At 52.7% G+C, this 19,990-nt stretch carries 18 protein-coding genes; 10 read left to right on the top strand and 8 right to left on the bottom strand.

Translation table 11 applies throughout. The annotated features are described in order from the left end of the window. Nucleotides 1–28 precede the first annotated feature (28 nt). The gene (gene holA / locus C4520_04020; GenBank protein RJP24491.1) at nt 29–1,036 is read left to right on the top strand and encodes a DNA polymerase III subunit delta; all 1,008 of its coding nucleotides are present in this window, start codon (nt 29–31) and stop codon (nt 1,034–1,036) included. On the opposite strand, the gene rpsT is transcribed toward holA, so the two are convergent. After that, entirely contained in the window at nt 1,020–1,283 is a 264-nt protein-coding gene (rpsT, locus tag C4520_04015; protein RJP24490.1) for a 30S ribosomal protein S20, read from the bottom strand. The two genes, holA and rpsT, sit on opposite strands and share 17 nt — an antisense overlap. 63 nt (nt 1,284–1,346) lie before the next feature. Between rpsT and murJ the strand changes: the two genes are divergently transcribed. Next, nucleotides 1,347–2,981 (top strand): murein biosynthesis integral membrane protein MurJ, encoded by a 1,635-nt coding sequence (gene murJ, locus C4520_04010; protein RJP24489.1) that lies wholly within the window; start codon nt 1,347–1,349, stop codon nt 2,979–2,981. On the opposite strand, the gene C4520_04005 is transcribed toward murJ, so the two are convergent. Genes C4520_04005 through queD form a run of 4 tightly spaced genes read right to left on the bottom strand, consistent with a single transcriptional unit; the run spans nt 2,950 to nt 5,465 of the window. Next, complete coding sequence (locus tag C4520_04005; protein RJP24502.1) at nt 2,950–3,729, bottom strand: GTP cyclohydrolase I FolE2; 780 nt, start codon at nt 3,727–3,729, stop codon at nt 2,950–2,952. The genes murJ and C4520_04005 overlap by 32 nt on opposite strands. A 32-nt stretch (nt 3,730–3,761) precedes the next feature. Then, entirely contained in the window at nt 3,762–4,439 is a 678-nt protein-coding gene (gene queC, locus C4520_04000; protein RJP24488.1) for a 7-cyano-7-deazaguanine synthase QueC, read from the bottom strand. Between the two features lie 3 nt (nt 4,440–4,442). Next, nucleotides 4,443–5,096 carry a radical SAM protein gene (locus C4520_03995; protein RJP24487.1) on the bottom strand — a complete coding sequence of 218 codons (654 nt, stop codon included), beginning with the start codon at nt 5,094–5,096 and terminating at the stop codon, nt 4,443–4,445. Next, a complete protein-coding gene (gene queD, locus C4520_03990) occupies nt 5,097–5,465 on the bottom strand; it encodes a 6-carboxytetrahydropterin synthase QueD (protein RJP24486.1) in 369 nt (122 codons plus the stop codon). It abuts the gene before it with no gap. A gap of 184 nt (nt 5,466–5,649) precedes the next feature. On the opposite strand from queD, the gene C4520_03985 reads away from it, so the two are divergent. The 8 genes from C4520_03985 to C4520_03950 all read left to right on the top strand — a co-directional run bounded on the left by C4520_03985 (nt 5,650) and on the right by C4520_03950 (nt 17,139). Then, entirely contained in the window at nt 5,650–7,527 is a 1,878-nt protein-coding gene (locus C4520_03985; protein ID RJP24485.1) for an acyl-CoA synthetase, read from the top strand. Between the two features lie 1,090 nt (nt 7,528–8,617). Continuing rightward, nucleotides 8,618–8,983: a hypothetical protein gene (locus C4520_03980; protein ID RJP24484.1), complete on the top strand. Its 366-nt coding sequence runs from the start codon at nt 8,618–8,620 to the stop codon at nt 8,981–8,983. A gap of 84 nt (nt 8,984–9,067) precedes the next feature. Then, nucleotides 9,068–9,400, top strand: coding sequence for a hypothetical protein (locus tag C4520_03975; protein ID RJP24483.1), 333 nt, complete (start codon nt 9,068–9,070; stop codon nt 9,398–9,400). Nucleotides 9,401–9,501: 101 nt separating this feature from the next. Next, nucleotides 9,502–11,319: a helix-turn-helix domain-containing protein gene (locus C4520_03970; GenBank protein RJP24482.1), complete on the top strand. Its 1,818-nt coding sequence runs from the start codon at nt 9,502–9,504 to the stop codon at nt 11,317–11,319. After that, nucleotides 11,316–12,536 (top strand): restriction endonuclease subunit S, encoded by a 1,221-nt coding sequence (locus C4520_03965; GenBank protein RJP24481.1) that lies wholly within the window; start codon nt 11,316–11,318, stop codon nt 12,534–12,536. Before C4520_03970 ends, C4520_03965 begins: the two co-directional genes overlap by 4 nt. Next, nucleotides 12,533–15,454, top strand: coding sequence for an HsdR family type I site-specific deoxyribonuclease (locus C4520_03960; protein ID RJP24480.1), 2,922 nt, complete (start codon nt 12,533–12,535; stop codon nt 15,452–15,454). The genes C4520_03965 and C4520_03960 overlap by 4 nt, the downstream gene beginning before the upstream one ends. Beyond that, nucleotides 15,451–15,774: a M48 family peptidase gene (locus C4520_03955; GenBank protein RJP24479.1), complete on the top strand. Its 324-nt coding sequence runs from the start codon at nt 15,451–15,453 to the stop codon at nt 15,772–15,774. The genes C4520_03960 and C4520_03955 overlap by 4 nt, the downstream gene beginning before the upstream one ends. Nucleotides 15,775–15,879: 105 nt before the next feature. Beyond that, nucleotides 15,880–17,139 carry a DUF4238 domain-containing protein gene (locus tag C4520_03950; protein RJP24478.1) on the top strand — a complete coding sequence of 420 codons (1,260 nt, stop codon included), beginning with the start codon at nt 15,880–15,882 and terminating at the stop codon, nt 17,137–17,139. A gap of 12 nt (nt 17,140–17,151) precedes the next feature. On the opposite strand, the gene C4520_03945 is transcribed toward C4520_03950, so the two are convergent. The 3 genes from C4520_03945 to C4520_03935 form a co-directional block, all read right to left on the bottom strand. Continuing rightward, complete coding sequence (locus tag C4520_03945) at nt 17,152–17,976, bottom strand: DUF3037 domain-containing protein (GenBank protein ID RJP24477.1); 825 nt, start codon at nt 17,974–17,976, stop codon at nt 17,152–17,154. Continuing rightward, nucleotides 17,973–18,767, bottom strand: a complete 795-nt coding sequence (locus tag C4520_03940; protein RJP24476.1) for a hypothetical protein — start codon at nt 18,765–18,767, stop codon at nt 17,973–17,975. The genes C4520_03945 and C4520_03940 overlap by 4 nt, the downstream gene beginning before the upstream one ends. Before the next feature lie 321 nt (nt 18,768–19,088). Beyond that, a partial coding sequence (locus C4520_03935; GenBank protein ID RJP24475.1) for a DNA primase occupies nt 19,089–19,990 on the bottom strand: 902 nt, incomplete at its 5' end.

Here is a 19,990-nt window from a genome sequence, read left to right as displayed (position 1 = left end):
TCCGGCCTGCAACTGCCGGATATCATTCATGCCCACATATACGGAACTGAAAAAGAGGTTGCGCAAGGATACCCTTGCCAACCTGTATCTTTTGCTAGGCCCCGAAGAGTATTTGGCTCGCCGGTTGATCGCTCAGATAATGGAACTCGCGCTCGAGGACGGTCTGAAGGATTTCAACTTTGCCGAGCTCGATGCCCCGAGCGTTGACGCATCTTCTCTCCTGCACGAGCTCAATGCGTATCCTCTCGGGACTTCACGGCGGGTGGTCGTCATCCGGCAATTGGGCTCCTTATCGGACTCGTCGGAACAGGCGCTGCAAGATGCCGTAAAAAATCTCCCCGACTTTCTGACGCTTGTCCTGGCCGCCGACCGGATGGACCGCCGCAAGACACTGTACAAGGAGATCGCGAAAGCGGGCGTTGTCGTCGATCTGGGGCCGCTCCCGCCGTTCGAGGTCAAAGCATGGATTCGGGAAATGCTGCAGGAGCGCGGGAAACAGGTCCAGCCGAGATTGATTGACGCGATTTTCGAGTTGACCGGCTCCGATCTGTCCGACGTGTCAAACGAAGTGAATAATCTGCTGGAGTATCTGGGAGAGCGCACCTCTGTCACGCAGGAAGACGTCGAAGCGCTAATCGTGTCTCGAAGAAAAGAGCCCATCTACATGCTGACCGAAGCCGTGGCCGAAAAGGAATTTATTTTGGCGTGGATGGTACTGCGGCAGTTGATTGCCGAGGGTGAATCTGAACTGCGGATCCTGTGGCACCTGGATATGACGGTAAAAAGGCTTCTGCGCGCGAGATGCCTGCTGGACGACGGCGTGAACGAGGACGCCATAGTCAAGACCCTGCAGGTAAGGCCGTTTCTGAAGGCACGTTTCCTTCAGCAGGTACGTTCCTTTTCGCTGGACGATCTGCGAAAGATGTACCATTCAATATTGGTCTGGGACAATAAGTTCAAGTCAACCTCACGCTGGCATCCCGACATCGATCTGGAACTGCTGGTGATGGATCTCTGTACTACGCGAGGGAATTGACCCGCCGCGTCAGCGAGGATTTTTTTCGCGAGGCTGAGTTTTTGCTGAGCGCTTGTTTGGAGGCGGCTTTATCTATGGTAGCCACAACGGAGGGAAGCGTAGCGCGCGCCGCTTCTGCGTTTTTTTCCTCGATGAGGTGCTCGAGCTTTTTGATCTCGGTTTTATACCGGGACACATTCGACCTGTTCTGCAGACGGCGCTGCTCGCTCTGTCGAACACGTTTCAGGACCGACTTGCTCTTCTTCACGAACCTTTTTCACCTCCTTCTGCATAGTTTGAAGCTTCCATATGTTAGCAAATCCGGCCATAAATGTCAATGACGAATCCGACCCGAAGCGCCTCCGTTGAAGCTGCGCCGCAGGTGGCGCGCGGCAGCCTGGCCCGGTTCACCGCTTTGATCGGGTCGGGGACGATGTTAAGCCGCGTGCTCGGGCTTCTCCGTGACATCGTGATCGCCTACCTGTATCCGAAACCCGTGAGCGACGCCTTCTTTGTCGCCTTCCGACTGCCGAACATGCTGCGCGAGCTGCTCGCCGAAGGCGCGATGAATGCGGGTTTTGTGCCGGTTTTCTCCGATTATCTGGCGAGAAAATCCCGGCAGGAGACCGAACAGCTCGTTGCCGTTTCGATCGGTGTGGCTGTCGCCGTCCTGATGGTGGTTTCGGCGTTAGGAGTGGTTTTTGCGCCGCTTCTGATTCGCTTGATAACGCTCGAGTTCGGACCGGCGGACGAGCAACTGCTGCTCGCGATTCGGTTGACGAGGATACTGTTTCCCTATATCCTCCTGATCGGAGTGGCCTCGCTGTTGATGGCTGTCCTCAACTCGCTGCAGAGGTTTTTCTCTTCGTCGTACGCTCCCGCGCTGCTGAACCTCGCAATGATAGGCGGGGCATACGGATTGCGCGAGAGATTTGACGAGCCGGTGTATGCGATGGCGGTGGGCGTAATCATTGGAGGGGTCCTCCAAATCCTGCTGCAGCTCCCGTTCCTGATCAGAAGCCGGATACCGCTGCGGGCGCGTTGGGACCCGCGTCATGAGGGGGTGCGGCGCGTCTTCAAGCTGCTGGTGCCGACGTTCTTTGGACAGGCGGTGCGCGAGGTGAACATCATCGCAGATACGATGCTTGCGTGGTACCTGGGAGTGGGCATGGTGTCGGCGCTGTATTTCTCGTACCGGCTTGTGCATCTGCCGCTGGCGGTTTTCGGGCTTTCCACGGCGACGGCATTGCTGCCGATGATGTCTCGCTCGGCGAGCAGCGGGAACCTGGATGAAATGAAACACACGCTCTCGCTCGGGCTCAGGTCGGTCTTCTTCATCATGGTTCCTGCGATGGTCGGACTGATCGTCCTGCGCACGCCGATCATCCGGCTCCTGTTCGAATACGGGGAATTCAGTTCAATTGCAACGGCAAACACGGCTTACGCGCTGTTGTTCTACTCGCTGGGATTGTTTTCATTCGCCGGCGCGAAAGTGCTCACATTCGCCTTCTATTCTGTGAAAGAGACCAGACTGCCGGTGCTGGTGGCCGCCGCGGCTATGGTAGCCAACATCATTTTGGCCCTTCTGCTGATGATGCCGCTCAAGCAGGGGGGGCTTGCGCTGGCTTCCTCTCTTTCATCCACAATCAATATGGTCCTGCTGTGGGCGCTGCTCAAGAAAAGGATCGGCAGGCTGGATATGCGCTCTATCGGCACCGCCGCCGGAAAGACGGTAGTTCTCTCAACCTCAATGGGCGTGTGGATTTACGTTCTCTATGTCATTTCGAGCCGGTTTGCGGATACGGCGGCGATATGGGGCAGATTACTGGTCGTTTTGCTGCCAGTATCAGGAGGGGCGATCTTCTATCTTGCGGCGGCCTCTGCGATGGACATGGAGGAAGCGCAGCAGATACGGTCGGTGTGGAGGCGCCGGCTCAAGCGAGCTTCGGGGCCTTCTTCTCGATAAAGGCGTAGGCGTTGTGGTTGTGAATGCTCTCGTAGTTCTCCGACGCGACGGTGAACCAGGTTATATTTGGGTCGGAATCCAGTTTCTGGGCAATTTCACGCACGACGTCCTCGGCGAACATGGGGCGTGAATACGCCTTCTCGGTCACATACTTTTCGTCCTCCCGCTTGAGCAGCGAATAGAGCTCGCAACTCGCGGAATCTTCCACCAGCGCTACTACGTCCTCGATCCAGACAAATTCCTTGAACTTCAATTGCACCGTCACCAGGCTGCGCTGGTTGTGCGCGCTGTGCTCGCTTATCTCTTTCGAGCATGGGCACAAGTTGGTAACCGGCACGTTCACTTCGAGAACGAAATCGAGCGATTCCTTGTGGAAGGCGATGAATTTGCACTGGTATTCCGTCAGACTCCTGGCGCCGGAAATGGGGGCGGCCTTCTCGACGAAGTAGGGGAAACTCATTTCGAGGTAGGCGCTATCGGCATCGAGCGCCTTTTCAACCTCGTGCAACAGGTCGTCCATGTTTTGCATCGACATGCGGCCGCGGTGCTTGTTGAGGACCTCGATGAACCGGCTCATGTGGGTTCCGCGGAATCGGTGCGGCAGGTTGACGTACATGTTGATGTCGGCGATGGTATGCTGCTCGCGCTTCGCCTTGTCCCGCACGACAATCGGATACTTGACGTTCTTCACGCCGACCTTATCCACTTCAACGTGGTGGTTGGCGGGTTCATTCTGTACATCTTTCAATTTTTTCCGGGGCACGGTATTTCTCTTCCTCTCTATTTACGCCCGGGCGCCAGGATCGGGTCGGCAACTCCGGCCTGCTCAAATCCTTTGGCCCTGAGCGCGCAACTGTCGCACTCGCCGCACGGGACGTCCTCGTTTTGATAGCACGACCACGTCAGATGCAAGGGAGCGCCGAGCTTCATGCCGAGCCTGACGATCTCGGCCTTCTTCAGCTTGATCAGCGGAGCGACCACTTCCACATTCGTTTCCGGTCTTGTCCCGGCCCGAATCAATCCATTAAACACGGTATAGAACGCCTCGCGGCAATCGGGATACCCGGAACTGTCCGGCTCGACCGCTCCAATAAAAATTTTGGTTGCGCCGATAACCTCCGCCCAGGAGACACCGATCGCGAGAAAATGAGTATTCCGAAACGGGACATAGCTCGAAGGGATCGTTTGGCGATCCAAGTCGGCCTGTTCGACCGGCATCGTCTTGTCGGTGAGGCTCGAACCACCGATCTTGCTAAGATATCCGATGTCGGCGATCAGTTTCCGGCGAACCTGGAAGAACTGCGCAATGGCCTCGAAAGACTGGAGCTCGCGCCGCTGTGTCCGCTGGCCGTAATTAACGTGCAGAAGCGCGAGTTCATATTCTACGGCGGCTACGGCCGCTGCGACGCAACTGTCCATTCCGCCGCTCACAAGCGCAATCGCCAAGTCTCGGGACATAAATCAGACTCCCCGCTCGACGTGAGGCCAAATCAGCTTATGCAGTTGAAGCTGGAGGCGAATATTGCCGCGGGCCGTCTCAGGCGACGCGAGCATCCATTCCGCCAACTCGCGCGGCTCGAGGATACCGGCTGCGGGCGAAAGAATCACCGCATGACGCTCGGCCAGCCTGTACCGGTCGATCACGTCGAGCGCCCAAGTATAATCGGCGCGGCTTCCAATTACAAATTTCACCTCGTCGGCCGGCTTCAGGATATCGATATTTTCCCAGAGCGTCCGGTCGGCCATGCCGCTGTCGGGGCACTTGATGTCCATGATGATCACTGCCCGGCTATCCACGGCTTCGATCGAGACGGTCCCGTTGGTTTCGAGCAGAACCGTGTATCCGTCATCGGCGAGCCTGGTGATGAGTTGGGGCGTCTCCGCCTGAAGGAGCGGTTCGCCGCCGGTGATCTCTACCAGACGCGCAGGATACCGCCCGAGGGCTCGCTGAATCTGGTCGAGGCTCATCTCGCGGCCTTCGTCATATGCATACCGCGTGTCGCAGTAGGCGCAGCGAAGGTTGCAGCCGGTAAGCCGGACGAAGGCGCAGGGGAAACCTGCGTAGCGCGCCTCGCCTTGTATGCTGAAGAAAATTTCGTTGATTTTCAGGGACATCTATAAGAAATAACTGGCGCAGGATGTTTCAGCTTCTCGAATATTCACGCGTGAAACCCTCAGCTCTTTCGAGTTCACCCGCTTCCCGACCTCTTCGAAAATCCAGCGGGCGAGGTTTTCCGAACTCGGGTTGAGCCGGTCGAACGGCGGGACCTCGTTGAGATTCGCGTGATCGAGGCGCGCAAGCACCTCGGAAGCGGCCTCTTTCACCTCGCCAAAATCGATGAGAATGCCGTTCGGCTGGAGGTTTTCTCCGGAAACAATCACCTCGACCACCCAGTTATGCCCGTGCACCTTGCTGCACGGGCCCTCGTAATCGCGCAAACTGTGGGCGGCGGAGAAGGTGGTCTTGATGGTAAGCTCGTACATCCTTTGGCCTTTTTGCTTTTTTCCGGTGTTTCAGTCAATTTCAATTGTAGCACAGGCGGGGGGGACGTTCAACAGTGTGACCGGTAAAGGAAGCAGGATCTTGCCCTGTCTGGACGCTTGACTTATCCCCCCGCATGACATAGGATAATGCCGCTTTTTGGGCAATTTATGGGGAGCAAGAAATATGCAAGAACAGATTGTCATTCGCAACATTGAAGATATCAAGAACATCGAGAAAGTTCCGCTCCGTGAGCGAGTAACGACAAACAGCACATACGAGCTGATTCAGAGGGGGGCGCAGGATAATCTCGACACGGTCGCTCTGTATTTCCTGATGTCCGGCGAGACGTGGGAATCCCCGATGCCGATTACCTACCGCGAGTTTCTCGGACGCATAACGCAGACCGCGAATCTGCTGAACGATCTGGGAATTCGGCCGCGAGACGTCACCACGTTCATTCTGCCGAACCTGCCGCACACTCATTTCGCCATATGGGGTGGCGAAGCCGCCGGCATTGTCAACCCGATCAATCCGATGCTCGAGCCGGCGCAGATACGGGATATCATGAACTCGGCGAAATCGAAGGCGCTCATTACGCTCGGCGAGTATCCCGGCTCCGACATCTGGCAGAAGGTCGAGGCGATCCGAAAGGAAGTGCCCACACTCGAGGCAATCATCAGGGTGATGGGACCGTCCGACGAAGCGAACGGCATCTATGGATTCGATGAGGTAATCGAAAAATACAACGCGGACAAGCTCGATTCGGGACGCTCATTCCAGGCTGATGAAGTATGTTCGCTGTATCATACAGGCGGGACGACCGGCACGCCGAAGCTGGCGATGCGCACGCACATGAACGAGATGTTCTCGGCGGTGGTGTGTGCGCTGGGGCTCGACATGGCGCGCGGCACAACGATGATGTTCGGACTGCCGCTGTTCCACGCAAACGCTCCGTTATTGACGGGCTTGGCGCCGTTCTCGGTGGGCGCGTCGGTCGTGATGCTGAGCCCGACCGGCTACCGCGATCCCGGCATTATCAGGAATTTCTTCAAGATCGCGCAAAAATATCGCGTCAATTCGTTCATGACCGTGCCGACCGTGCTCTCGATGCTGCTCGACATCCCGAACGACGGGATCGACCTCTCGTCGCTGCGCTACGCGATGTGCGGCGCCGCGCCGCTGTCGGTGCAGGTGTTCCGCGAATTCGAGAAGAGGACAGGCTTGAAACTGCTCGAAGGCTACGGACTCACGGAGGGGACAGTTGTCTCGTCGAATAACCCCCGTGACGGCGAGCGAAAAATCGGCTCGGTCGGCCTGCGCATTCCGTACCAGGAGATGAAGACGGTCGTCCTCGACGAGAACGGCAGCTATGTGCGCGATTGCAAGACCGACGAGATCGGCGTGGTCGCGGTGCGCGGCCCGAACGTGTTCAAGGGGTACGTCGAGGAGGCGCATAACAAGGGCGCCTGGCTGCCCGGCGGCTGGCTCAATACCGGCGATATGGGCCGCATGGACAAGGACGAGTACCTGTGGCTGACCGGGCGGAAGAAGGAGCTTATCATTCGCGGCGGCCACAACATCGATCCGGCGGTTATCGAAGAGGTACTCTACAAGATCGATGATGTCGCGCTTGCGGCAGCGGTCGGACGGCCGGACAAGCACGCAGGCGAGGTGCCGGTGGCGTATGTCGTGCCGAAGCCGGGCGCAAAACTTGAGGCGGCGGAAATCGAGAACTTTTGCCGCGAGCATATCGTCGAGCGGGCGGCGATGCCGAAGAAAATCAAGGTCATCGATACGATGCCGCTGACAGGCGTCGGCAAGATTTTCAAGCCGGCGCTGCGGTATGACGCGATTAAGGACGTGTTCCAGGCGGATTTGCAGGCGATAAAAGATTTGGCGCAGTCGGTGGATGTCGTTGTGAAAGAGGACAAGGTGCACGGCACGCTGGCCATTGTGACCGTCAAGCCTGCAGCCGGCGCATCGATAGAGAAGCTGCGCAACGAGATCAATTCGCTGCTCGGCCAGTACACCGTGCGGTATGAGGTGATAATTACAACATAGGCGAGAAATTGACGCGGCCATGCTATCTCAAAGAAGATAAGGAACCGCGAATGAACGCGAATGAACGCAAATTAATCAGTTGCGTTTGGGAACGCGCATGACAGCGTGAGACTGCGCAAGACGGATTACTGATGGCGCTGCGAGAGCAAGAGGAAGAATGGGGAAAAGGAAATCACTTATTTCATCTGATGCTGCCGGTGTTGAAAAGAGATTCAGCAATACTCTAATTCAACATAAACCCCTTTGCATATCAAAAACTGCAATTTATGAAACACAACCGGCTTTGTGTGGAGTACGTTCGGTACAAGCTTGTGGTCGGCATTGCACACATACACAGTATATTGCGGTGCATGCTTTCGGCTTTCTACTGACCCCGCTTTCTAACCGAAAACTTTGAACCGAAAACTTTGAACCTGGAACTCTTTTTTCCGGTAGCATAGGCGTCTCGCCTGTGTTTTTTTATCTTCCCGCGCCTCGCGGGGGGAAGGATCTCTCCTCAACTTTGAACCTTGAACATTGAACCTTGAACTAATTTCTCACCACGGAGGCCACTGAGACCCACGGAGGAAAGACGAAATCTAACCACCAAGACACAAAGGCACAAAGAAGACGAAGACTGTTCGCCACGAAAGCGCACGAAACGACACGAAAATACGCACTAACCTCTGCTTTATCGGAAACGCCCGCCCCGCGTGTCATTCTGAGCGACCGCGAAGAATCTCTCTTATCTTCAGACCTTGAACCCCGGATCGGGGTCCGGGGCATGCCTTGGACCTTGAACCCATTTTCACCCCAGTCTCCCGACTCCTCCCTCCAGACTATCCTTCTCGTTCCGCCTTTTTGTTTGATTCCCTGTGGACCGTAGACTGTCACCTGTGGTCTGCATTGCGATTGATTTTCTTCACACTCAGTGGTATGATGTCATCGCACTGGGCGACCTCCCGGAAAATGATGAGGAGCAGAAAAACGTCCTTCCCAATTATCAGAGCCTGATGCTGCCACTGCTTGAATTCACCGGAAAAATAAAAATTACGTTGGAGTTATGATGAGGGCTCCTTAGCCTAAAAGGAAGGGACCAGAGGAGACTACCATGGAAAAGACGGTGACGACAGAGAAGGATCTTGGACAAGCGCTCAAGGAAAAAGTGAGCACCATTATCATTGAAGGCAGCCTTAAAGACAAAGTCATCCGCATACGAGCTACTGGGAAAGTAGCTTGGTTAATTGCTGGTGGAGCTATTGCCATTGCGATAGCAATCGTCATCTCCAGCGCCGGAACTGCAGCACCGGTAGCAGCATTAGTCGGTGGTACAACTGTTGGAATCCTAGGACTACCCGCGGCAATCGCCGCTACTTCCATAGGTGTTGCAGCGGGTGGCTTTGCTGCTTTAAACAGGTTGCGTAGGTACAAGGAATTCGAGCGCTCAGAAAATCGCCTCGTTTTAAAGATGAAATAGAAATACGCGCATCAAGCAAAAGGGTGAGGATGAGGGATAATTGAACCTTTTACATGAATTAGGATGTGATTAGCAACAGCTGCCATGATAGACATTCTGGAGATCTTCAAACTGGAGGGGGAATACATGAAAAAGCAAAAGAAGAAACCTCCTGTCGTTGTGGGAAAAGACGGTGGAAGATTGCTGGGAGTGATTATTCCGACCGGACCGAATGGAGAGTACAAAACGGTTCATATGTTTATCGAAGCACTAACATCCAGTATTGATGGATTGGATGCCAAGTTAATTTCCCCAAGTTGCGTGAATTTGAAGGAGTTACAGTACCAGATAGATAGATTTAAACACGAGTTAGATTGTATCGCTAAAGAAACAGAAAAGAAATTGCAGGAATTGCAGAAGCCTTACAAGCAAAGGTAATCTTTTCTGCTTTCCTAGCCTCTCGTAAACAGGTTAGCAGGAGGAACGTGTAAGGAGGGTTCCCTTGACATTATGTTTGTTATAGCATATACTGCATAATCATGGAAAAGGCAAAAGCTTTCAGTGAAATGATTCGCGAGCTCCGGCAAAGGTTGAATCTAAGTCAGGAGCAGCTTGCTTCGCTTCTAAATGTTTCATTTGCAACGGTTAACAGATGGGAGTCAGGGAACGTAAAGCCGCAAAGGGCGCAAATGGAGGCCATTCAGAAGCTGATGGATGAGAATGACTTGTTCGGGGATGAACAGAAAGAGGAATCAGCGGTGAAAGCTTTGCCTCGTCGCAGGCGCGGCGTCGCCAAGAGCAAGGTCCTCGGCAACAAGAGCATGGAACAGATGCTGTGGGATGCGGCTTGCTCAATACGTGGGGAAAAGGACGCTCCGAAATTCAAAGACTATATTCTCCCCTTGCTCTTCATCAAGCGGCTGTCCGACGTTTTCGATGATGAAATCCAGCGGCTTGTTGAGAGGTTCGGCGATGAGAAGACGGCCCATGAGATTCTGGAAGCCGACCATTCTCTTGTTCGTTTTTATCTGCCCCCCGAAGCCCGCTGGCCGGTCGTGAGCAGACGCGTTCCCTTCGAATGGCCGAAAGACAAGGAACCGAAATCGCTTGGCGAGCAGCTTACCACGACCATCCGCGCCATTGTGAAACATAATCCGTCTCTCGCCGGGGTAATAGATATTGTGGACTACAACGAGACCCGGAACGGCGAACGTGAAATCAGCGATGCCGCCTTGAGCGGAGTAATTCAGACCTTTTCCGATCCTCGTTACCGGCTCGGCTTGCACGATGTTGAGCCGGATTTCCTCGGGCGCTGCTATGAGTATCTTTTGCGGAAATTCGCCGAAGGACAGGGGCAGAGCGCGGGAGAGTTCTTCACTCCTACCGAGGTCGGTTTTCTCATCGCCGAAATCATGCGCCCGCGTCCCGGCGAAGAGTGCTACGATTACGCGTGCGGCTCGTATGGATTGCTTATCAAGTTACAGCTTGTCTCTCGCCGCCTCGATCCGCTCTCAAAGGTCCCGCTCCGTCTCTACGGGCAGGAGTTTACCGGCTCAAGCTACGCTATCGCATGCATGAACAAGATCATTCATGACATGGAGGGTGAAGTTGTGCGCGGCGACTCCATGCGGAATCCGAAATTCAAGGACAGCGACACCCGGCTGAAAAAATTCGATGTCGTGGTGGCGAATCCCATGTGGAACCAGCCGTTCAGGCCGGATGTTTATGAAGATGACCCCTTTGAGCGTTTTGAAGAGCAGGGCGGCGTCACCACGAGCAAGGGCGATTGGGCATGGCTGCAGCATACTCTGGCGACAATGAAGGAAACCGGGAGAGCCGCCATAGTTCTCGATACCGGCGCGGTGACGCGCGGCAGCGGCAGCAAGCATGAGGACAAGGAGCGAAATATCCGCAGGTGGTTTGTGGAACGGGACCTTATTGATGGAGTAATCCTGCTGCCGGATAATCTCTTCTATAACACGACCGCTGCCGGCATTATCATTGTCCTGCGGAAGAACAAGCCGAAAGAACGCAAGGGCAAAATTACCCTGATAAATGCCAGCCAGGAATTTCTGAAAGGTTCACCGAAGAATTATCTGCCCGACGAAGCAGTTAAGAAGATTGCTGACGCCTTCCTGAAAGCAAAGCCTCAAGATGGCTTCGTAAGGGCAATCACAAACGAAGAGGCCGAAAAGAACGACTACAACCTGTCGCCTTCGCGTTACCTGTCCACCATAGACAACGAGCGAATGAGAGATATTCGCGCGATTATTGAAGACCTAAACAGGTTAAATGCTGATGCACGAGACATTGATATTGAAATCAAAAAGATCTTTGATGAGATTGTACAATTATGAGCATTTCGGACGATAAGCAGTGGCAGATGATTCCTTTTCAGGACTGCCTTGACAAGATCAAAATGAAAAAGCCTCGGAAATTGCTAGCAAGGGATTATAAACCGAGTGGCAAAATCCCAATTATCGATCAGGGCCAGAAATATATCGCTGGCTGGACAAATGATGATTCCGTCTCAATTCGAGAACAGTTACCGTTTATCCTTTTTGGCGACCATACACGTGCATTCAAATACGTAAATTTTCCGTTTGCACTTGGTGCAGATGGAACTCAGCTTCTCAAGCCGAGTAGCGATTTCAATCCGAGATTCTTCTACTATGCTTGTCTGCACCTACCATTGCCAAGTCGTGGGTATAACCGACACTTCAGCATCTTGAAAGAACAAGAAATTCGTCGCCCTCCCAAACCCGAACAGGAAAGGATTGCCGCGGTACTTTGGAAGATTCAGCGCGCAATAGAAACAGAAGAAAAGCTGATTGAGACAGCACGGGAGTTGAAACAATCGGTGATGCATCAGCTTTTCACACGCGGTCTTCGCGGGGAATCGCAGAAGGAAACCGAGATCGGCCCGCTGCCGGAAAGCTGGGAACTTCGGCCATTCGAGACACTTCGTGAATTTTTACAATATGGAACATCTGCTAAGTGCGGATATCATGGCAAGGGAAATCCTGTTCTGCGCATACCAAATATTGCAGAGGGCCGGGTGAATACTGGAGACGTGAAATGGTGCGAGCTGAATAAGCGAGAGATCGTCTCGTACGAACTTGAATTGGATGATCTGATATTCATCCGTACAAATGGAGTGCGGGAACGAGTCGGAGGATGTGCCGTCTATAGAGGACAACCAAAAAAAGCTCTATTTGCCTCATACCTTATACGGGCTCGTTTGAAACCGGAAGATATTACCGCCGCCTTCTTTCAGTATTTTTCAATGACCTCAGGCGGATCCTTACAGCTAGCTGGTCGCGCATCTCCAGCAGCTGATGGCAAATTTAACATAAACACAAAGACAATTGATTCGGTTCTCGTGCCTGTACCTGCACTGCCTGAGCAGAATGAAATTGTTTCCATTCTGGAGGCAATTGACCTCAAGTTCTGCATTCATAACCACAAGTATGCAATACTGCAGGAACTATTCAAAACGATGCTTCACCACTTGATGACTGGCCAAATCCGTCTCGCAGATCTCGATATTGATGTGAGCGAAATCCAACCATGACTAAAACACTCGCAAGCGAAATAGGCACAGTGCAGTTTCCGCTGATCAAGCATGCTGAGGAAATCGGCTGGACGGCCGTATCCGACACGGAGGCCTTACGTCTGCGCAGTGGCGAGGCAGGGCTCTTTTTTCAAAAAGAGTTGGAGGAGGCTCTGCTCCGGCTGAATCCAGGAGTTGTCACCACAGATAACGTGCAATCCATCATTCAGCGCATGGAGAGTGTCCCGAACACCATCGAAGGCAACCGCGAAATCCTCGAATGGCTGCGCGGCAACAGGACAATTTATGATGAAAGCGAGAAACGGTATCGGAACGTAACCCTGGTGGATTTTGGGGAGCTGATAAAAAACGTCTACCACGTTACCTACGAATGGACATTCCGAGCCTTGAACAAGAAAGGCAATCGTGCGGATGTGATGTTTCTCGTGAATGGAGTCCCGGTTGCCATTGTCGAGAACAAGAACCCGAAACTGCCGGACGCGATGGAACGCGCAGTAAAGCAACTCCGGCGGTATGAATTGGAAACACCTGAATTGCTCACGATGCCGCAGGTCTTCAATGTCACGCACCTGATCGAATATTTCTACGGCGTCACATGGAACTATTCGCGAAAAAATATCTTCCGCTGGAAAGAGCAGCCATCCGAAACGTATAAGCAAGCCGTCCAGGCTTTTTTTGATCGCTCTCTGTTCCTGGCAATGCTGAAGGAGTGGATTCTTTTCTTCCTGAAAGACGATGAATTACAGAAAACCATCCTGCGTCAGCACCAGACGCGGGCGGCGGTAAAAGTGGTGCGGCGCTGCGGCGATCTGCAGAAGAAGACAGGTCTCATCTGGCATACGCAGGGTTCCGGCAAGACGTTCACGCTGATTACGGCTGCGCGGCTCATTCTGGAGAACAAGAAAGATTTCCCCGGCGCCACGGTAATGGTCGTTGTCGACCGGAACGAGCTCGAAGGCCAGTTGTCCGGCTGGATTGAACGGCTTGTGGGCGAGATGCAGGGGCGTGATATAAAGATTGCCACCGCAGACAGCCGCGCCAGGCTTCAGGACATTCTCGATCAGGATTTCCGGGGACTCATCATTTCGATGGTTCACAAGTTCAAGGATATCCGCAAAGACTCGTGTACGCGGTCGGACTTTTTCGTCCTCATCGACGAGGCGCATCGTTCGATGGGTGGCGACCTTGGCAATTACCTCATGGGTGCGCTGCCGAACGCCACGCTGATCGGCTTCACCGGCACGCCGATAGACAAGACAGCGTACGGCAAGGGTACTTTCAAGACATTTGGCAAGGAGGACGATAAAGGGTACCTCGACAAGTATTCCATCAGGGAATCCATCGAAGATGGAACGACGCTCAAGCTTCGGCACACGCTTGCGCCGAGCGATGTTCGGCTTCCCGACGACCTGCTCGAAAAGGAGTTCTTTAGCCTGATCGAAACCGAAGGCGTCAGCGACATTGATGAGTTGAACCGCATTCTTGATCGTGCGGTGCATTTGAAGGCGTTCCTGAAGGGAAATGACCGCGTCGAAAAGGTGGCGGCGTTCATTGCCGATCATTTCAAGAAATTCGTCGAACCGCTTGGTTATAAGGCTTTCGTTGTTGCGGTTGACCGCGAAGCATGCGCGCTCTACAAACGCGCGCTTGACAAGCATCTGCCTCCGGAGTATTCCACCCCGATCTATACGAAAAATGCCGCGGACGCTATTGACCGTCCTCTTGTCGCGGATATGCAGTTGGACGAGAGCAGCGAGAAAAAGGAGCGCAAGAAGTTCCCGAAGCCTGACCAGATGCCGAAGATTTTCATTGTCACTGACAAGCTTCTGACCGGCTATGATGCGCCCATCCTGTATTGCATGTATCTGGATAAGCCGATGCGCGACCATGTGCTGCTGCAGGCCGTCGCGCGGGTTAACCGCCCGTACGTGGATGCTGAGGGCGTCGAGAAACCCTGTGGCCTCGTAATCGACTTCGTGGGTGTTCTCAAGGAATTGAATAAGGCGCTCGCGTTCGATTCCGATGAAGTGAGCGGTGTGATCGAAGACCTTGACGTGCTGTTTGCCCGCTTCAAGGAATTGATGGCCGGTCCGGGCAAAAAATATTTGGAAGCAGCCGGCAAAGGAGGCGGTAACGACGAGAAGCTGGACAGGCTGCTGTACGAGGAATTCATGGACAAGGATAAACGACAGCAGTTCGCCGATTTCTTCAAAGAACTGGAGACACTGTATGAGATTCTGTCGCCAGACCCGGAACTGAGAGACCATATAGAGGACTACAACCGCCTGGTGGATATTTACGTCATGCTGCGAAATGCCTATGGCAAGAAGACCATGTTTTACGGCGACATAGCGCACAAGACGGAGATGCTGGTTCGTGACAGCGCCGAAGCATATCTGAACGAAATGACCAAAACCGTCGAATTCGACGCGGCGGCGCTGGAAGCATTGAAAAAGAAGAAGGGACCGGACAATCCGAAGATCGTCAACCTCGTGAAGAGCCTGACGCAAGCGGCCAACGAGCGGGGCGAGAAGGAGCCGTATCTAATTTCCATTTCCGACCGCGCCGAGGCTGTCATGGCGGCTTTGGAGGATCGCCAGGTATCGACAAAAGACGCCATGGAGAGAATAGAAGCCTTAATGCGGGAGAAGTTTGAAGCTGAAAAAGCGCGCAAGGAAAGTGGCCTTGATCCAGACACATTCGAAGTGTTCTGGCTGTTGAAACAGGAGAAGTTGCCGGACGCCGAAGCAATCGCAAAGGAAATTACGGCTGCTTACGAACGCTTTCCGAACTATGCCACGAACACCGACGAGCAGCGTCAATTGAAAATTGAGATTTACAACTCTTTGCTTCGCGTCGTCAGTCCGAAGCGCATGGTTGACCTGACTGAAGCGATTTTGAGATTACGCCGTCAATGAAAAAGCAGAAAGAGAAAAATGCCCAGGAAGCTCAACAGTTCAAGGAAAAAGTGGTATCCTGGGCCAAAAGGATAAAGGTTCAGCCGGAGCAGGTGCGCCTGCAAAAGATGACCCGCAAATGGGCTTCCCACTCGACAAGTGGCCGAATGACGTTTTCAACTGATCTCTTGAACGAGTCGGACCGTTTTCAAGATTATGTCATTGTCCACGAACTGCTGCATATGAGAATCCCAAATCACGGAAGACTTTTCAAGAGCGTTCTTTCCGCATACGTGCCGGAGTGGCGGAGATGCACTTGTGTACAGTTTGACTCAAAGTAGCTGGGAGGATGCAGAGTTGAAGCAAAGTTGATATTTTGACTATGAATCACCTCCCCAATAACCTCATATTCCCAGAAACTCTTTTGCCTTCTACTCTCCGAGCGCATGCCAGCGACTGACTACAGAAGAAATCATTATGTACCCGAGTGGTATCAGCATCGTTTTTTGTTGAATGATGTTCGGGAAAAGAAATTCTATTATCTTGATTTGCATCCTGATAAGGTTGTTAATGGAAAGCGAAAATACCAGCGGAGGTCTTTACTCAGATGGGGTCCTCCCAGATGTTTCAGGGAGGAGGATCTCTATACAACCAGATTTGGACAGTGGGAGTCGACGGAGATAGAGCAGAAATTTTTCGGACGGATTGATTCGCTGGGTAAGCCTGCGGTGGAGCATTTTTCCACCTTTGAACATCCGAGTGTTGACGAGCCATCGTTTCATAACCTACTACTGTTTCTCAGCATTCAAAAGCTCCGGACCCCCAAAGGACTGGCAACGCTGGCTGATTTGGTAAAGCTGTCGGACAAAAACCTTGTCTTACTGAAAGTGCAGGAATTGCAGCAACTCTTCTGTGCTTTCTGGACTGAAAGCGTTTGGAGCATCGTCGATGCTTCTCAGTCCGAGACCAAATTCCTCCTTTCGGACCATCCTGTAACTGTGTACAATGGCGGCTGCTTTCCTGGCTCCAAATGGTGCCAAGGACATCGCGATCCTGGCGTATGGCTTACCGGCACCCATACATTATTTCCTCTGAATCTGGAGAAGATGCTCATTTTCACGAACCTATCGTGGGTACGAAATCCATACGCGAATCCATTAGAGTCACGCCCAAATCCGGCCCCGTTTCGGACAGCGATCTTTAACTTTCTGCAGATCCAGACAAGGAGGTCTCTCACTGAAAGAGAGGTCATCGAAATCAACTATATAATAAAGAAAAGAGCATACAGGTATCTCGCCGCCGCAAAAGAAGAATGGCTATATCCGGAGAAAAGTCTATCTACTCAACATTGGAGTAAATTCGGAGATGGCTACCTACTCATGCCAGATCCCCGTTCGGTTACCTTTACCACCGGCATGTATGTCGGCTATCAAGACGGGACCTCCATCGGTTTTGACGAGTACGGAAGGAAACCTTGGCAAAAAGGATATCAAAACAAGGAACAACAAGAAAGGGAATGGGAGACCTTCCAAGCCTTCAAAGGAGAGTATGCAAGGCTCTTTGGCCCAAAACGCCGGGGGAGGGCTTTTGAAGGCATGGAATTAGATAACGAGGAAGATAGCCAGGAGTATCACTCCTATAACCTAAAGCTAGAACAAAAGTATGGCAAGTTCAGACATAAGCCCAAGAGGAAAAGGAAAGGCTAGAGGCGTCTACTTTCAGATCTTATCTCCAACATCCTTTTTGATCTTCTTGGCGAGCAGGCCAAGCTTGTCTTTCGGATAAGGATTGATTTCGAAATCCTGAAGTGATTTTACTGCCTTTTTTTCTTCAGGACCCATGTCTTCAGAAGCATAGATAAGTGCAGAAAATTGAGCTTTCTTATGCTTCCGCCTGATGTCGAGCGATTCGGCTATCAAGCGTAGGGTATTGTTTTTCTTGTGGTCATCGGACACAGCAAGGTTGAGCGTTTCGATGTAGTTCGGAATTCCATTGCGATAAGCAAAATCAACTATATATTCATATCCCTTTCCTGAAACTCTTTCCTGCTCCATTAGAAGGGTCAATACCTTCTCTTCTTGAAATTGCCTTTTGAATTCTCTCACGATTCTCTGATGAGTTGGAGCTTTTTCCTCAGGTTTGGTTTTTGAAGTCACGTACATCTGAAAGAGCTTCTTCAATTCTTCTTCAGGATCATCACAAAGGGAAGCCTTGGGTTGAGAGATTTCAATATGATTGCTGTAGTCATGCAACAGCTTCGCCAAAAAAGTATCGGCTTCTTGTGTACTTGAACTTCGAAAGAGATCGGCATAATATTCTTCACCGGATCTGCCTAGCCTTTTACGAAGGTCTTTTGCTATTCCACGCACTATGTCCACATTTGCGTTTGGGAAGATTCTCGATATCCGAGCAAGATCCGAGGAAAAATGAAAATCAACAAACCGCCGCTCCCGACATTCCAGGACAATGCCGACATTCACGAACTCGCCCTTCACGAAATCGGGAACGAATCGAACGATAACATATTTGCACTTGCTATTCATTTCCCTCTCCTTTGTTTAAATGGAAAATGCCGCAGGTTTTTGTGAAAGCAAGCACGAAGAACCTTCCGCCTTTCAATAAGGAATGCCCTCAATGCTGCCTTTTCATTGGCGGAAAGACTCCATTCATCCGGCACGTCTTCCAATATTCTTGTTATTGCTGATTCTGGAAAAGCATTAATAGCCTCAAACCACTCATCAAAATCGGATGGCTCTTCAACTGTCTCCACAAGAGCAGGATGCATGCCAAATAACCTGTCTGTATATCCGCTTTCTCTTATAATATTCTCATTCCATGACGATCCTGTAAAGCACTGGTCGTGATCGATCATCAGATATTTGTAGCGTCTTTTCTTTCCGGTGCCTACCCAACTGACGAAAAGATTTCTGTCACGCTTCCTGTCATCATTCATGGTCCAAGTGTCAAAGAGTATACTCCCGGGTATGTCGCTGAGGTTGGTCACCTTCTTTATCAGTTCAGGAACGCCGTTTTGTCCGTCCTTGACAAAAGGAGAACCGAATTGAAGTCCGGCCTGGAGCCTTTCATTTGTCGTAGTCCATTCACAGGTTGCGGCATGATATCTCTTGCACAGGTCATTGGCTTCAATGAGTTCTTTGGAAAGTTCTACAATCTCCACCTGCAGACAAGGCAGCCCCAATTCCTCGGCAATCCTGCTTCCGACATAATCATTCACCAGTGATCTGAGCCTATGGGGATTATTCTTATACCTGATCACGAAGAGATCTCCTCCCTGGACGCGAAACAAGCGAGGGTCGGAATCCCCTGCTCCCATAGGCCTTATGTAGGCATCCGCTTTCCTTATGTGACACCCCGCGGGATAGGTGATCAGAAGAGTTCAAGCGACTGCGGGATACTTCCACCAAGAACATCCTATCACGCTTTGACGACTATTTTCAAACTTAGACCCAAGGAAAAATCCGGTGTATGATAGCCCAATCACTTTTGTGCCTAAATAAGAGCGTCAGGCCCGATAACCAGCGCCCCTGCGGACGGATGCGGACGCAAGAACGCAATGTTGTATTATATTCTCTATTTTATTTTCATGTGGGCGTTATATAGGAAATATGCGTTCTTGCGTCCGCATGTGTCCGCATCATAGTAACGCGTCCTCCTCAATCAGAACGATATCCTTCCAGATTCGCGTTCTGTTGTGGCCCGACCGGTCCTGTTCGTATCCCCTCTCCTTCAGCCGCATACCGAGCGTTCTGGCGCAGAGGGGCCGTTCGCCGTTCTTTTCGCACCAGCGGTTATACGCTTTCGAGAGCGCGGAGCTCGTGTTCTGAGCACCGGGCTCCACCTTCGTGCATTCAGCCAGAAAGTCGCCCAGGATGTCCATGTCGGAGCGGTAGGCGCCGGTGGCGGCCGTGACCTCGTCGGGCTCCATCAACGTGAAATGACGCCAATCGAGCGCGCCGTCAACACACCACCGAAGAATGCCCGCCGCCTCGGATACCAGTTTCGCGGCCAGTGAGCGGTCCTGCTCGGACTCGGGAATCTGCACGCGGAACGGAACAAGATCGATCCGCCGCCAGATGGCATGCTCCGCGCCCCGGATGATCGGCAGATGGTTTCCCGCCAAGAAGACCTTGTGGGTCGGCTCGAACTCGAAGTAGTCCTGCCGCATCTTGCGAGCGGCCAGGCGGTCGCCGCCGGTCAGCTCCTTGACGAGCACCTCGGCCATGCGCTTGCCCTGCTCGATCTCGGCCGTCACGGCCAATCGCACCCCCTGCAGCGACGCGAGCGCGGTCGGATGCGAGTCGCGCCGGTCGTCAAACAACAGGTCCGACGGCATCCTGCGGCCGTAGTCGCCCCACACGTGCAGGAGCGTATTAAGGAACGTGCTCTTCCCGTTCGCGCCGGTGCCGTAGAGGAAGAAGAGCTTTTGCTCGGACGTACGGCCGGTGAGCGCATATCCGCACATGCGCTGGAGGAACGCCATCAGCTCGATGTTTCCGCCCATGATCCGCTCGAGGAACGCGCGCCAGGCGGGGCTGT

Source organism: Candidatus Abyssobacteria bacterium SURF_5, from assembly GCA_003598085.1.
Lineage (GTDB): Bacteria > Abyssobacteria > SURF-5 > SURF-5 > SURF-5 > SURF-5.
This window is presented reverse-complemented; position numbering and strand designations above follow the sequence as displayed.

Bases quoted from the DNA above. Each gene is read 5' to 3' on its own strand.
- holA (RJP24491.1), top strand. From the start codon at position 29: ATGCCCACATATACGGAACTGAAAAAGAGGTTGCGCAAGGATACCCTT.
- murJ (RJP24489.1), top strand. From the start codon at position 1,347: ATGTCAATGACGAATCCGACCCGAAGCGCCTCCGTTGAAGCTGCGCCG.
- queC (RJP24488.1), bottom strand. From the start codon at position 4,439: ATGTCCCGAGACTTGGCGATTGCGCTTGTGAGCGGCGGAATGGACAGT.
- C4520_03995 (RJP24487.1), bottom strand. From the start codon at position 5,096: ATGTCCCTGAAAATCAACGAAATTTTCTTCAGCATACAAGGCGAGGCG.
- queD (RJP24486.1), bottom strand. From the start codon at position 5,465: ATGTACGAGCTTACCATCAAGACCACCTTCTCCGCCGCCCACAGTTTG.
- C4520_03985 (RJP24485.1), top strand. From the start codon at position 5,650: ATGCAAGAACAGATTGTCATTCGCAACATTGAAGATATCAAGAACATC.
- C4520_03980 (RJP24484.1), top strand. From the start codon at position 8,618: ATGGAAAAGACGGTGACGACAGAGAAGGATCTTGGACAAGCGCTCAAG.
- C4520_03975 (RJP24483.1), top strand. From the start codon at position 9,068: ATGATAGACATTCTGGAGATCTTCAAACTGGAGGGGGAATACATGAAA.
- C4520_03970 (RJP24482.1), top strand. From the start codon at position 9,502: ATGGAAAAGGCAAAAGCTTTCAGTGAAATGATTCGCGAGCTCCGGCAA.
- C4520_03965 (RJP24481.1), top strand. From the start codon at position 11,316: ATGAGCATTTCGGACGATAAGCAGTGGCAGATGATTCCTTTTCAGGAC.
- C4520_03960 (RJP24480.1), top strand. From the start codon at position 12,533: ATGACTAAAACACTCGCAAGCGAAATAGGCACAGTGCAGTTTCCGCTG.
- C4520_03955 (RJP24479.1), top strand. From the start codon at position 15,451: ATGAAAAAGCAGAAAGAGAAAAATGCCCAGGAAGCTCAACAGTTCAAG.
- C4520_03950 (RJP24478.1), top strand. From the start codon at position 15,880: ATGCCAGCGACTGACTACAGAAGAAATCATTATGTACCCGAGTGGTAT.
- C4520_03945 (RJP24477.1), bottom strand. From the start codon at position 17,976: ATGAATAGCAAGTGCAAATATGTTATCGTTCGATTCGTTCCCGATTTC.
- C4520_03940 (RJP24476.1), bottom strand. From the start codon at position 18,767: ATGGGAGCAGGGGATTCCGACCCTCGCTTGTTTCGCGTCCAGGGAGGA.